We start from the raw sequence: 13,511 nt of genomic DNA, 5'->3' as shown, positions 1-13,511 counted from the left end.
GCCGTCGGGCTCGCCCGGGACGAAATCACCGCTCGTGACAGACTCCGGCGCATGAAACTCGACCAGACGCTCGTGGACGCGGCAGTGGAACTCATGGACCGGCGCTGGCCCGCCGGGGAACCCGGCGGGGCCGCCGCCGTGCGGCTCGCCGACGGCGGCATCCTGACCAGCGTCGGCCTCGACAACATGAACGGGTCGGTCGCGCTGTGCCAGGAGACCGGGGCGTTCATCCAGGCCTACACCCAGGACCGGACCGTCACCGCCTCCGTCTGCGTCTGCCGTGACCCGGAGCGCGGCAGAGTCCTGATCCTGCCGCCCTGCGGCGTCTGCCAGGAACGTCTCGCACTCTGGGGGCCGTCCGTCGAAGTCGCCGTCCCGCGGGCAGACGACCCGACCGGCTGGGAGGCGCGCACCCTCGCCGAGGTGAACCCCTACTACTGGGGCGTGCAGTTCGCCGAGGGAAAGTGGCCTTCCCCGGCACAGCACTCCGAGTGACCGGCGGCGGCATCCCTCCCGGCCGGCGGTCGGCGCCGCGGGGCCGCCGCCGTCACGGCAGCCGGTGACCGCCGCCGAGGGCAGCCGCGGCGCAGAGCCGAGCAGACGCGGCCCAGGGCGTCCAGGTCGTTCGTAGAGTGGCGCGCTCCACCTGGATGCCCTGAACCACGCCCGCTGTGAGTGGTGGACTGAGGTGTTTCACCGGCCGCCGTTGGTTCCGACGTGGAACCTTGTCAGGGCAAAGATGATGAAGAGGTCAAGTGTCATCACGGGGATGCCCACAGCGGGTAGTAGGGAATGAACATGAACTGGGTGATCAGGCTGATCGCTGCCACCGTTGCGCCAGCCCCGCGGCCCCAGCTCTGGTTCGTCACGACTCCCATGCCGGCAATGACGAGTGCCAGTCCGACCACGATGTGAATCCAGCCCCAAGCGGTGAGGTCGAACCGGTAGGCGTACTGGGAAGGGGCGAACAAGTGGTCCCGTGCGATGCCAGACGCCCCCATGAGGATGCTGAGGGGCCCGCTGAGCATCATCACAGCGCCGGCGAAGAGGGACGCGCCGCCAAGTCCTTCGCTGCTGCCTGGCCCTCCATGGCCCCGCCGTGTCTCGCTCGGTATCGCTGCCATGGCCGTCACCTTCCTGTACGACACGGTCGCCGACACGCGACGCCGCTGCGACGCCAGCCACGCTCCACTGACAGGATCACTGCGATCCTTCGGCACCGCGACTGGAAGGAGAAGCACGATCGCGGTGATCACGGCGCTGTTCTCGTCCGAACGCGCCTTCGGATTCAGCCGCTTATTGCCGAAGAGGAGAGTCGTCAAGTGCGGCGTTGATGTCCGACACCAGCGGCTGACACCAACAGGGGTGAACAGCGGCGGCTGAAGCTGAACCTCGGCGGACCGGCCAGCCAGGCAGTGGGGCGATCGTTTCAGCAGCCCGAGCCAACATGATCGACCGCCCCGCGTTGTACTCAGGCTCCCGTACGGCACGCATCGCCGCCGAGCGATCGGCGTGGGTGCCCTCTGGTGCCTGGATGATCGCGTCAATAGCGGTGAGGTCATCCACCAAGCGCCGGTAGTCACGGCGAAGAGAGACAGAACCCCGGATAACGGCCGCCAGCGGCGATGGACCGCCCAGGACGGTCACCAGCGTCAAGGACAGCTTCATGACCCCGACCCCTAAAGTCTCGAAGCCGAGTCTCACGCCCCTGTAACAGGATCCGCCTGGTAGCAGTGCACGACCCAGGTCAAAGCGCTTCCTTGTTCATTTTGGGCACCCCACCCGACCTATGCTGCATCCGTCTCGCTGTTGCCAGGGCCCATGGTGTGATCACACCCCAGCGCCCACAGCCAGGTCAACGCGTCATCCCGCGCTGCCCCTGGGCCGTCCCTGGGCCGTCCGAGGCCGCTCAACAGCGACGGACGACGACCACTACCGACAGTCGTAGCAGCCGACAGCCGCAGGTCACCCATGTGGATCTGCGACACTGGTACCACCATGCCCAAGCCCGGAGAACTCACTTTCGTCGCCCCGCGCGGAGCCAAGAAGCCGCCGCGGCACCTTGCCGATCTCTCGCCCGCCGAGCGCAAGGAGGCCGTCGCCGCGATCGGCGAGAAGCCGTTCCGCGCCAAGCAGCTCTCGCAGCACTACTTCGCGCGGTACGCGCACGACCCCGAGCAGTGGACGGACATTCCGGCCGGCTCGCGCGCCAGACTGCGTGAGGCGCTGCTCCCGGAGCTGATGACGGTCGTCCGGCATCTGGCGACCGACGAGGGCACCACCCGCAAGACGCTGTGGCGGCTGTTCGACGGGACGCTCGTCGAGTCCGTGCTGATGCGCTACCCGGACCGGGTCACCATGTGCATCAGCTCCCAGGCCGGATGCGGGATGAACTGCCCGTTCTGCGCCACCGGACAGGCCGGACTCGACCGGAACCTGTCGACCGCCGAGATCGTGCACCAGATCGTCGACGGCATGCGGGCCCTGCGTGACGGCGAGGTGCCGGGCGGCCCGGCCCGGCTGTCCAACATCGTGTTCATGGGCATGGGCGAGCCGCTGGCCAACTACAACCGCGTGGTCGGCGCCATCCGTGCGCTGACCGCCCCCGAGCCGGACGGGCTCGGTCTGTCCCAGCGCGGGATCACCGTCTCCACGGTGGGCCTGGTCCCGGCGATCCACCGGTTCGCCGACGAGGGCTTCAAGTGCCGTCTCGCCATCTCCCTGCACGCCCCCGACGACGAACTGCGCGACACCCTCGTGCCCGTCAACACACGGTGGAAGGTGCGGGAGGTGCTGGACGCCGGGTTCGAGTACACCGCCCGCTCCGGGCGCCGGCTGTCCATCGAGTACGCGCTGATCCGAGACATCAACGACCAGGCGTGGCGCGGCGACCGGCTCGGCCGCCTGCTCAAGGGCAAGCCGGTGCACGTCAACCTCATCCCGCTCAACCCGACGCCGGGCTCCAAGTGGACCGCCTCGCGGCCCGAGGACGAGAAGGCGTTCGTCGAGGCGATCGCGGCGCACGGTGTGCCCGTCACCATCCGGGACACCCGTGGCCAGGAGATCGACGGCGCCTGCGGCCAGCTCGCCGCCACCGAGCGGTAGCCGCGCCGGACGGCCGGCCGTCCGGAGAGAGACACCCGGGCAGGGCGGACAGGGCCGCCGAGAGGTGGTCGCGCCGGGCGGACGGGGCCACCGTGAGGCAGCCGCGGCCCGTCGCCGGCGACCGGCCGGTGGCCGGCGACGGGCGGACGGTACGCTGAACCCGCACACCGCTTCACGTTCCGACATCTTCATATTCCGACAGGGGAGCGCCACAGCGCTGAGAGTGCGGCACCGGCCGCAGACCCTCTGAACCTCGCCCAGGTCATTCTGGGTAGGAAGTTCGGTCATCACTCGAGCTGTTGCGCCCTGCCCGGGCGTCCCGCGCGGAACCCGGGCGGGGCCGCGTCTCTTCCTGGCCACCATCCAGGAGGAAAATCCAGTGCACCACAAGACGTTCGTCGCCGCGGCCGTCGGACTCGGCCTGGTCACGCTGTCCGCGTGCGGGTCGTCCGGTGACAAGGCGGCGGACACCAAGACCGTCACCGTGGTCAGCCACGACTCGTGGGCCGCGTCCAGGAGCGTCATCGCGGACTTCGAGAAGCGCTCCGGGTACAAGGTGCGGATCCTCAAGGACGGCGACGCCGGACAGGCCGTCAACAAGGCCATCCTCACCAAGGACAACCCGCAGGGCGACGTCTTCTTCGGCGTCGACAACACGCTGCTGTCCCGCGCGCTCGACAACGGCCTCTTCCAGTCGTACGAGCCGAAGGACTCCGGCACGGTCGTCAGCCGGTACCGGGTCGACCAGGCCCGGCACCGCGTCACGCCCGTCGACACCGGCGACATCTGCGTCAACTACGACAAGAAGTACTTCGCCGACCGCAAGCTGGCGCCGCCGGCCTCCTTCGACGACCTGCTGAAGCCGCAGTACAAGAACCTCCTCGTCACCGAGGACGCGGCGACCTCCTCGCCCGGCCTCGGTTTCCTGCTCGGCACCGCCGCCAGGTACGGGGACGCGGGCTGGCAGGCGTACTGGAAGAAGCTCAAGGACAACGGCGTCAAGGTCGTCGACGGCTGGGAGCAGGCCTACAACCAGGAGTTCTCCGGTTCCGCCGGCGGGAAGAAGGCCAAGGGCGACCGACCGCTCGTCGTCTCCTACGCCTCCTCGCCGCCCGCCGAGGTCGTCTACGCCGACCCGAAGCCGAAGACCGCGCCGACCGGCGTCGTGGACGGCACCTGCTTCCGCCAGGTCGAGTACGCCGGCCTGCTCAGCAACGCGCGGAACACCAAGGGCGGCAAGGCGTTCCTCGACTTCCTGATCAGCGAGAAGTTCCAGGAGGACATGCCGCTGAACATGTTCGTCTACCCGGTGCGCGAGACGGCCGCGGTACCGGCGGTGTTCGCGAAGTACGGTCCGCAGGCCAAGGACCCGCAGACCATGGCCCCCGGCAAGATCGCCGCCAACCGTGACCAGTGGGTCAAGACGTGGTCCTCGCTCGTAGTGAAGTAGGGCCTGACACGGCACGTGTCCGGCGCCGGCGTGCGGGGAACGCGGCGCGGCTCGGCCTGATGGCCGTGCCCGTCGCGTTCTTCGCGCTGTTCTTCGCCTACCCGGTGACCGCGATCGTGCGGCGCGGCCTGCACGCCGGCGGCTCCTGGCAGTGGGGGCAGTTCACGCAGGTGCTGGGCCGGTCCGACATCCGGCACGTCCTGTGGTTCACCACCTGGCAGGCGCTCGCCTCCACCGCGCTCACCCTGCTGATCGCGCTGCCCGGCGCCTACGTCCTCGCCCGCTACGACTTCCCCGGCCGCCACCTCCTGCGGGCGGTGGTCACCGTGCCGTTCGTGCTGCCCACCGTCGTCGTGGGCACCGCCTTCCTCGCCCTCCTCGGGCGCGGGGGACTGCTCGACGAGCTGTGGGGGGTGCGGCTGGACACCACCGTGTGGGCGATCCTCCTCGCGCACGTCTTCTTCAACTACGCCGTCGTCGTACGGACCGTGGGCGGTCTGTGGGCCCAGCTCGACCCGCGGCAGGAGGAGGCCGCGCGGATGCTCGGCGCCTCCCCGCTGACCGCCTGGCGCAAGGTCACACTGCCGGCCCTGGCCCCCGCGGTGGCCGCCGCCGCGCTCATGGTCTTCCTCTTCACCTTCACCTCCTTCGGCGTGGTGCAGATCCTCGGCGGCCCCGGCTTCTCCACCCTCGAAGTGGAGATCTACCGGCAGACCTCGCAGATGTTCGACCTCACCACGGCCGCGGTCCTCACCCTCGTGCAGTTCCTCGCGGTGGGCGCGATCCTCGCCGTGCACGCCTGGACGGTACGGCGCCGGGAGAGCGCGCTGAAACTGGTGGACGCCTCCCGCACCGCCCGCCGTCCGCGCGGCGCCGGGCAGTGGACCCTGCTGGCCGCGGTCGTCGCCGTCATCGCCGTGCTCCTGCTGCTGCCGCTGGCCGTGCTGGTGCGGCGCTCGCTCACCGCGCCCGGGTTCGGCTACTACCGTGCGCTGACCGACCCCGACGGCGGCACCTTCCTGGTCGCGCCGATCCACGCCGTCGGCGCCTCCCTGTCCTACGCGGCCGCCGCGACCGCCGTCGCCGTCGTCATCGGCTCGCTGGCCGCCGCCGCGCTCACCCGCCGCGACGCCGGCCGGATCGTGCGCGGCTTCGACGCGCTGCTGATGCTGCCGCTCGGGGTGTCGGCGGTGACCGTCGGCTTCGGATTCCTGATCGCCCTGGACAAGCCGCCGCTGGACCTCAGACAGTCCTGGTTCCTGGTGCCCCTCGCGCAGGCCCTGGTCGGCGTGCCCTTCGTCGTACGGACCATGCTGCCCGTGCTGCGCGCGGTGGACGCACGGCTGCGGGAGGCGGCGGCCGTGCTCGGGGCGTCGCCGTGGCGGGTGTGGCGGGAGGTGGACCTGCCGCTGGTGCGGCGGGCGCTGCTGGTCGCCGCCGGGTTCGCCTTCGCGGTCTCCCTCGGGGAGTTCGGGGCGACCGTGTTCATCGCGCGTCCCGACAACCCGACCCTGCCGGTGGCCGTGGCCCGTCTGCTCGCCCGGCCCGGCGACCTCAACTACGGCCAGGCGATGGCCCTGTCGACGATCCTCATGGTGGTGTGCGCGGTGGCGCTGCTGGTACTGGAGAGACTGCGCGGCACCGACCGGACGGGGGAGTTCTGATGCTGCTGAGCCTTCAGGACGCCACCGTCCGCTTCGCCGGGCGGCCCGTGCTCGACGCGGTCGACCTCGCGGTCGCCGAAGAGGAGATCGTCTGCGTGCTCGGACCCAGCGGCAGCGGCAAGTCGACGCTGCTGCGGACGGTGGCCGGGCTCCAGCCGCTGGACCGCGGCCGGGTGCTGCTCGACGGGCGGGACCAGGCGGGGGTCGCGGTGCACCGCCGTGAGGTCGGCCTGATGTTCCAGGACCACCAGCTCTTCCCGCAGCGGGACGTGGCCGGGAACGTCGGCTTCGGGCTGCGGATGCGCGGCGCGAGCCGGCGGGAACGGGCCGATCGGGTGGCCGAACTGCTCGAACTCGTCGGCCTTCCGGGCGCGGGAGCGCGGGCCGTGGCCGCCCTGTCCGGTGGTGAGCAGCAGCGTGTCGCGCTCGCCCGCGCCCTGGCGCCCCGGCCCCGGCTGCTCATGCTGGACGAGCCGCTCGGCCAGCTCGACCGTTCCCTGCGCGAACGCCTCGTCGTCGAACTGCGGGAGCTGTTCGGGCGGTTGGGCACCACGGTCCTCGCCGTCACCCACGACCAGGGCGAGGCGTTCGCGCTGGCCGACCGGGTCGTCGTGATGCGGGAGGGCCGGATCGCCCAGTCCGGTACGCCGCTTCAGGTGTGGCAGCGCCCCGCCGACGCCTTCGTGGCACGCTTCCTCGGTTTCGAGAACGTCGTGGAGGCGAAGGTCGACGGCGAGGTGGCGCTCACGCCGTGGGGCAAGGTGCCGGTGCCCGCGAACGCCCCGCGGGGTACCCGTGACGTCCTCGTACGGCCCGCCGGTGTCCGTCTCGTCCCGGCCGGCGAGGGACTGCGCTGCACGGTGGTCGCCCGCACCTTCCGGGGCACCCACGTCACCGTCCGCCTTCAGCCGCCCGACGCGCCCCGGCTGGAGGCGGCCTGCCCCCTGCGGTCGGCCCCCGAGGTCGGGGACGAGACGGGCGTGGTGTTCGACCCGGCCGACACCGTGGTACTGGGCTGACCGCGACGGCGGCCCGTCCGGCGGGGCCCCGGCGGGGCAGCCCGCGCAAATCGGCTGCGCCGCCGGTGACCGGGGGCGCAGCGGTGCCGGAGCCGCCGGCCTCGCCCGGTCACCGGCCGCCGAGCCGTCTCAGTGCCTCGGGAGCCTCCTCGATGCGGTCCACCAGGGCGATGCGGTGCTCCATCGGGCGGCCCCGCGCGAGCGAGCGCAGCAACGGCCACGCAGGCAGCCGCTCCGTCCAGTGCACGCGGTCCACGAGGACCATCGGGGCGGGCTCGCCCCGCGACCCGTAGTAGTTCGGGGTGGCGTTGTCGAAGATCTCCTGGACGGTGCCCGCGGCACCCGGCAGGAAGACCACTCCCGCGGTGGAGCGGGCCAGCAGGCCGTCCTCGCGGGTGGCGTTGGCGAAGTACTTGGCGATGTGCGCCGCGAACGGGCTGGGCGGCTCGTGTCCGTAGAACCAGGTGGGGATGCCGACGGACGCGCCGCCGTCCGGCCAGCGCTCGCGCACCTCGAAGGCGGCGCGCGCCCAGTCGGTGACCGACGGCCGGAACGAGGGGGTCTTGCCGAGCAGGCGCAGCGCCTCGTGCAGCATCGCGTCGTCGAAGGGCGCGGCCCAGGCGCCGAGGTTCGCCGCCTCCATCGCGCCGGGGCCGCCGCCGGTGGCCACCGTGAAGCCGTCGCGGGCCAGCGCGCGTCCCAGGCGCGCCGCCCCGGCGTACTCCTGCGTGCCGCGCTCCATCGCGTGCCCGCCCATGACGCCCACCACCCGCGCGCCGGCCAGGAGTTCGTCGAGCGCGTCGGAGACGGCGTCGTCGTGGATCGCGCGCAGCATCGAGGCGTGGATGTCCCCGTCGCCCTTCGTCCGCTGGAACCAGGCGTAGGCGCGGGCGTCGGGAGTCGCCTCGTAGCCCGACTCCGCGAGTCCTTCGAACAGTTCGCCGGGGGTGTAGACGAAGCCCCGGTACGGGTCGAAGGGCAGGTGCGGGACGGGCGGGAAGACCAGGGCCCCGGCGGCGCGCACCTTCGCGGCGGCGTCGGGGGCCATGGCGCAGCCGAGGAAGACGGCGCCGGCCGTGTCGACGGAGACGAGGACGTCGCTGCGGTCCGTCAGGTCCACGGACTGGACGCGGAACCGGGCCAGGGAGCCGTGCTCCAGGACTGCTTCGTCGAACTCGGCGAGGGACTCGATCTCACGGTCGGGGGAACCGCCGCGCGGCGGATCGGATATCGGATGCACCCGCCCATGCTAGGCAGCGCCGCGGCAGGCCCCGCCCACGGCGTGCGCCCGCCGCCGACCGGAGGGCGCGGACCGGCGGCGGGCCGCCGCCGACCGGGTCACCCCCGCCGGCAGGTGGGCGCCCTGTCGCGCGCACCGGCCGTGGGGGTGGTGCCGCCGCGCGTCCCGGCCGGCCGGTGCCGCCGTGCGGGCGCAGTGGGCCCGGGGCGGCGCCGCCTGCCCTGCGGCTTTCCGCGGCTCAGCCCTGCACCGCCGCCGGGTCCATCCACATGACCTCCCAGGTGTGGCCGTCGAGGTCGTCGAAGGCGCGGCCGTACATGTGGCCGTAGTCCTGGGTCCGGCCGGTCGCCGTGCCGCCCGCGGCGACCGCCTTGCCGACCAGCTCGTCGACCTGCTCGCGGCTCTCGGCGCTCAGACAGATCAGCACCTCGCTGGTGCGGGTGGAGTCCGCGATCTCCTTCTCGGTGAAGTCCGCGTAGCGCTTCTTGCCGAGGAGCATCGCGATGATCGTGTCGCTGATGACGACGCAGGCGCAGTCGTCGGTGGAGAACTGCGGGTTGATGGTGTAGCCGAGCTCGGTGAAGAACTTCTTCGACGCGGCCACGTCCTCGGTCGCCAGGTTCACGAAGATCATCTGCTGGTAGCTGTTCGGCATGGTGGGTCTCTCCCTCTGCGGTGCCGCCGTTCGTGCTGTTCGATGGGGTGGACCGGGGCCCCGCGCGGAACTCATCGGCCGCCGGGGATCTTTTTTCGTACGGCTGTCTCAGCGCGCCAGCGGCAGCGCGGCGAGAGCGGCGATCACCAGGGTCAGCGGCACGAACAGGGCCAGCAGGGCGCCGGCGCGCAGGGCCGCGGCGGACCGCAGCGTGGTGGCCGGGGCGCCGAGCCGGCGCAGGGCGGCGATGGTCGCGGACCGGGACTGCCGGGCCTCCACCGCGGCGGTGAGCAGCGCGGCCACCGCGCAGCCTGCCACCAGGAGAGCGCCCAGGGCGGTGAGGGGTCCGGGATCCGGTGCCGCGCCGCCGGACAGCGCGACCGCGGCGTACGCGCCGGACGCCACCGCGCAGACCACGCCCAGCGGGCGGCCGATCCGGGCCGCCTCCTCCATCAGCACCCGGCCCGCCAGCAGGCGTACGGCGCCGGGGCGCACCGCCTGCAGGAGGCGGCCGCACAGGTGGGTGAGGCCGGGGCCGGCCAGGGCCAGGCCGAGGGCGGTGAGCAGCCAGCCCGCCAGGACCGGCGCGGAGTCGGCGGCGAGGTGGCCGGGCAGGGCCGTGCGGGAGGCGGGGGAGCGGCCCGCGTAGGCCTCGACGGTGAGGCCGACGGCCAGCACGGCGATCCCCCAGGGCAGGCCGGCGGGGGGCCGGCGGGGCGGGAGGGGGCGGTGCGGGTCGGTGTCCTCCGGGGCGGCGCCGGTGCCGGGGCCGGCGGGGCCGGCGTCGGCGGGGGCGTCCGCGTCCTGCGGGGCGGGCGCGGCGGCGCGGGGGGCCGGACGGGGCTCGCGCGGACGCAGGGACCAGGCCACGGCGATCGAGGCCAGGGCCGGGACGATCGCGAGCAGCGTCAGCGCTCCCGGCACCGGTAGCCGCTCGCGCGCGGCGAGGACTCCGGAGGCGGCGCCGTCGAACGGCAGTCCGGTGAGGCCGCCGCGCAGGTGCAGGAAGAGCAGCAGCGCGAGGAGCGAACCGGCCGTGCAGGTCAGGGCGGTCGTGGCGGCCGAGACGGCCATCAGGCGGCCGGGGCCCAGGCCGAGCGCGGACAGTGCCGTGCGGGGCCGGGTGGCCGGGTCGGTGCGGGCCACGGCGACCGTGAGGTACACGGTGGCGGCCAGTGGCACCGCGCACCAGGACAGCCGCAGCAGCGCGGCGCCGGGGTCGTCCGGGTGGCCGAGGCCGTAGGCCAGGCTGCACAGCAGCAGGAAGCCGGTGCCCGCCGAGGCGGCGGCCACCGTCAGGCGGCGCAGCTGCACGGCGGGGTGGGCGAGGCGGGTCAGACGGAGAGCGAGCACGCGGCCCGGCCTTCCGTGGCGTCACCCGCCGGGGGCAGCTGCACGGTCTTCACGCACCGCCCGTCCTGGAGGGCCACCGTGCGGTCGGCGAGGGCCGCGGTCTGAGCGTCGTGGGTGGCCAGCAGGACGGTGATGCCGTGCGAGCGGGCGGCCGTGGTGAGGGTGCGCAGCACGTGGGCGCGGTCGGCGCGGTGCAGCGGCGCGGTCGGCTCGTCGGCGAAGAGCACGGTGGGCGCGGGGGCGAGCGCGCGGGCGATGCAGACCCGCTGCCGTTCGGCCTGGCGCAGTTGGTGCGGGCGTTTGCGGGCCAGTTCGCCGACGTCCAGGCGCTCCAGCCACTCCAGGGCGGCCACCTTGGCCCGGCGCCGGCCGGTGCCGCGCAGCATGAGCGGCAGGGCGGTGTTCTCCCAGGCGTTCAGTTCCGGTACGAGGACGGGAGCGGGGTCGATCCAGCCGAACCGGTCGCGGCGCAGCCGCTCGCGGGCGAGCGCGCCGAGCGTGTGCACGGGGGCGCTGTTGAACCAGACCTCGCCCTCGCGGACCCGCACCATGCCGGACAGGCAGCGCAGCAGGGTGGTCTTGCCGCTGCCGCTCGGTCCGGCGACGGCGAGGATCTCGCCCTGTCCGACACCGAGCGAGACTCCGCTCAGGGCGGGCGAGCCGTCCTTGTGGGTGTAGTGCAGGGCGCGTGCCCAGAGCACGTCGTTGTCCGGCGGGGCCACCATGGCGTACACCTCGGTTCGGATCAGGAATGCCGCGCGGGGTGCCGTGCGGGTCCGGGGACCCCTCGTGCCCGTTCTCCGTACGAATCCCTCGTACGGGGGAACGAAGGCGGAGCCGATCGGTCACGTCACGCTAGGCAGCCGGGGCCGGGTGGCCGGACAGCACACGGCCCCGGGCCGCCGTTTCCCACTCGAACGGACGGCTCCGGGGCCGGTGATGATCATCTGATCGGAGGTGTGCGCCGTGGTTCGCTCACCTCGGCGGGGTCACAGCTTGGTCCACGCCTCCGTCAGCACCGCGCGCAGGATCTGCTCGATCTCGTCGAACGTGTCCTGGTTGGAGATCAGCGGCGGGGCGAGCTGGACGACCGGGTCGCCGCGGTCGTCGGCACGGCAGTACAGGCCGTTGTCGTAGAGCGCCTTGGAGAGGAAGCCGTACAGGACGCGCTCGGTCTCCTCGTCGTTGAAGGACTCCTTGGTGTTCTTGTCCTTGACCAGCTCGATGCCGTAGAAGAAGCCGTTGCCGCGGACGTCGCCGACGATCGGCAGGTCGTGCAGCTTCTGCAGCGTGGACAGGAAGGCGCCCTCGTTGTCCAGGACGTGCTGGTTGAGGCCCTCGCGCTCGAACAGGTCGAGGTTGGCCAGGCCGACCGCGGCGGAGACCGGGTGTCCGCCGAAGGTGTAGCCGTGCAGGAAGGTGTTGTCGCCCTTGTAGAACGGCTCGGCCAGGCGGTCGGAGATGATGCAGGCGCCGATCGGGGAGTAGCCCGAGGTCATGCCCTTGGCGCAGGTGATCATGTCCGGGACGTAGCCGAACTTGTCGCAGGCGAACATGGTGCCCAGGCGGCCGAAGGCGCAGATGACCTCGTCGGAGACGAGCAGCACGTCGTACTGGTCGCAGATCTCGCGCACGCGCTGGAAGTACCCGGGCGGCGGCGGGAAGCAGCCGCCGGCGTTCTGCACCGGCTCCAGGAAGACGGCGGCGACCGTCTCGGGGCCCTCGAAGAGGATCTGCTGCTCGATCTGGTCGGCGGCCCAGCGGCCGAAGGCCTCGGGGTCGTCGCCGTGGATCGGGGCGCGGTAGATGTTGGTGTTCGGGACCTTGTGCGCGCCCGGGACCAGCGGCTCGAAGGGGGCCTTCAGGCCCGGCAGGCCGGTGATGGACAGGGCGCCCTGCGGGGTGCCGTGGTAGGCGACCGCGCGGGAGATGACCTTGTGCTTCATCGGCTTGCCGGTGAGCTTGAAGTACTGCTTGGCGAGCTTCCAGGCCGTCTCGACGGCCTCGCCGCCGCCGGTGGTGAAGAAGACCTTGTTCAGGTCGCCCGGGGCGTAGTCCGCCAGCCGCTCGGCCAGCTCGACGGCCTTGGGGTGGGCGTACGACCAGACCGGGAAGAAGGCCAGTTCCTGCGCCTGCTTGAAGGCGGTCTCGGCCAGCTCGGTGCGGCCGTGGCCGGCCTGGACCACGAACAGGCCCGCGAGGCCGTCGAGGTAGCGCTTGCCCTGGTCGTCGTAGATGTAGGTGCCCTCGCCGCGCACGATGGTCGGCACGGGGGCGTTCTCGTACGAGGACATGCGGGTGAAGTGCATCCACAGGTGGTCGTACGCGGTTCGGCTGAGGTCCTTGCTCACGGTTATCGGGTTCCCCACATGTAGGTCTGCTTCTTGAGCTTGAGGTAGACGAAGCTCTCGGTGGAGCGCACGCCGGGCAGGGCCCGGATGCGTTTGTTGATGACGTCCAGCAGGTGGTCGTCGTCCTCGCAGACGATCTCCGCGAGGATGTCGAACGAGCCCGCGGTCATCACCACGTACTCGACTTCCGACATGTCAGTCAGCGCGTCCGCGATGGCCTCGACATCGCCCTCGACGTTCACGCCGACCATCGCCTGCCGGCGGAAGCCCACGGTGAGCGGGTCCGTGACGGCGACGATCTGCATGACGCCCTGGTCCAGCAGCTTCTGCACGCGCTGGCGCACGGCCGCCTCGGAGAGGCCGACGGCCTTGCCGATCGCCGCGTAGGGCCGGCGGCCGTCCTCCTGGAGCTGCTGGATGATGGCGAGGGAGACGGCGTCGAGCTGGGGGGTGCCGTTCCCGTTGCGGGACTCGCGGGGCGAGTCCTTCTGGTCTGCGCTTCGACTGGCCACGTCCTCACTGTGCACGACGTCTCGACAGTTCCGCAACCCCGAATCGATGAAATTCGTTGTTTGCGGCGCCGAGTCTTGCGGATTTCGCAGAAGTGGTGGCGGTGGGGGTGTTGAAAACGTCGGCCGGGCGACTAGGGTGGGTGTCTCAGTGATTGGACACCT

General features: G+C 72.0%; 12 protein-coding genes and 1 riboswitch. Of the genes, 5 read left to right on the top strand and 7 right to left on the bottom strand.

Annotation, left to right across the window (positions count from 1 at the left end):
- The first annotated feature begins 51 nt into the window (after positions 1-51).
- A complete protein-coding gene (locus ABZ719_RS25010) occupies positions 52-495 on the top strand; it encodes a cytidine deaminase (protein WP_366727417.1) in 444 nt (147 codons plus the stop codon).
- Between the two features lie 266 nt (positions 496-761).
- Here ABZ719_RS25010 and ABZ719_RS25005 read toward each other — a convergent pair whose 3' ends face one another.
- Positions 762-1,322, bottom strand: coding sequence for a hypothetical protein (locus ABZ719_RS25005; protein ID WP_366727416.1), 561 nt, complete (start codon positions 1,320-1,322; stop codon positions 762-764).
- 676 nt (positions 1,323-1,998) lie between these two features.
- Here ABZ719_RS25005 and rlmN point away from each other — a divergent pair.
- The 4 genes from rlmN (at position 1,999) to ABZ719_RS24985 (ending at position 7,238) form a co-directional block, all read left to right on the top strand.
- A complete protein-coding gene (rlmN, locus tag ABZ719_RS25000; RefSeq protein ID WP_366727415.1) occupies positions 1,999-3,105 on the top strand; it encodes a 23S rRNA (adenine(2503)-C(2))-methyltransferase RlmN in 1,107 nt (368 codons plus the stop codon).
- Positions 3,106-3,295: 190 nt separating this feature from the next.
- Positions 3,296-3,401: riboswitch (TPP riboswitch) on the top strand.
- Between the two features lie 83 nt (positions 3,402-3,484).
- Entirely contained in the window at positions 3,485-4,555 is a 1,071-nt protein-coding gene (locus ABZ719_RS24995) for a thiamine ABC transporter substrate-binding protein (protein WP_366727414.1), read from the top strand.
- Positions 4,556-4,614: 59 nt separating this feature from the next.
- Positions 4,615-6,219, top strand: a complete 1,605-nt coding sequence (locus tag ABZ719_RS24990; RefSeq protein ID WP_366727413.1) for an iron ABC transporter permease — start codon at positions 4,615-4,617, stop codon at positions 6,217-6,219.
- A complete protein-coding gene (locus tag ABZ719_RS24985; RefSeq protein ID WP_366727412.1) occupies positions 6,219-7,238 on the top strand; it encodes an ABC transporter ATP-binding protein in 1,020 nt (339 codons plus the stop codon). Before ABZ719_RS24990 ends, ABZ719_RS24985 begins: the two co-directional genes overlap by 1 nt.
- Positions 7,239-7,347: 109 nt before the next feature.
- Here the strand turns inward: ABZ719_RS24985 and ABZ719_RS24980 are convergent, their stop codons facing one another.
- The 6 genes from ABZ719_RS24980 to ABZ719_RS24955 all read right to left on the bottom strand — a co-directional run bounded on the left by ABZ719_RS24980 (position 7,348) and on the right by ABZ719_RS24955 (position 13,364).
- Positions 7,348-8,478, bottom strand: a complete 1,131-nt coding sequence (locus ABZ719_RS24980) for a Rossmann fold nucleotide-binding protein (protein ID WP_366727411.1) — start codon at positions 8,476-8,478, stop codon at positions 7,348-7,350.
- A gap of 238 nt (positions 8,479-8,716) precedes the next feature.
- Positions 8,717-9,133, bottom strand: coding sequence for a VOC family protein (locus ABZ719_RS24975; protein ID WP_366727410.1), 417 nt, complete (start codon positions 9,131-9,133; stop codon positions 8,717-8,719).
- A gap of 108 nt (positions 9,134-9,241) precedes the next feature.
- The gene (locus tag ABZ719_RS24970) at positions 9,242-10,486 is read right to left on the bottom strand and encodes a hypothetical protein (protein WP_366727408.1); all 1,245 of its coding nucleotides are present in this window, start codon (positions 10,484-10,486) and stop codon (positions 9,242-9,244) included.
- Positions 10,468-11,211 (bottom strand): ATP-binding cassette domain-containing protein, encoded by a 744-nt coding sequence (locus ABZ719_RS24965; protein WP_037863980.1) that lies wholly within the window; start codon positions 11,209-11,211, stop codon positions 10,468-10,470. Before ABZ719_RS24965 ends, ABZ719_RS24970 begins: the two co-directional genes overlap by 19 nt.
- A 264-nt stretch (positions 11,212-11,475) precedes the next feature.
- Positions 11,476-12,855 carry an aspartate aminotransferase family protein gene (locus tag ABZ719_RS24960; protein ID WP_366727407.1) on the bottom strand — a complete coding sequence of 460 codons (1,380 nt, stop codon included), beginning with the start codon at positions 12,853-12,855 and terminating at the stop codon, positions 11,476-11,478.
- Positions 12,840-13,364 (bottom strand): Lrp/AsnC family transcriptional regulator, encoded by a 525-nt coding sequence (locus tag ABZ719_RS24955; RefSeq protein WP_037863977.1) that lies wholly within the window; start codon positions 13,362-13,364, stop codon positions 12,840-12,842. Before ABZ719_RS24955 ends, ABZ719_RS24960 begins: the two co-directional genes overlap by 16 nt.
- Between the last annotated feature and the right edge of the window lie 147 nt (positions 13,365-13,511).

The sequence above is a fragment of the Streptomyces sp. NPDC006743 genome, from assembly GCF_040703815.1.
Classification (GTDB): domain Bacteria; phylum Actinomycetota; class Actinomycetes; order Streptomycetales; family Streptomycetaceae; genus Streptomyces.
Note: the sequence above shows the minus strand (reverse complement) of the source record. Positions and strands in the feature narration are given on the sequence as shown.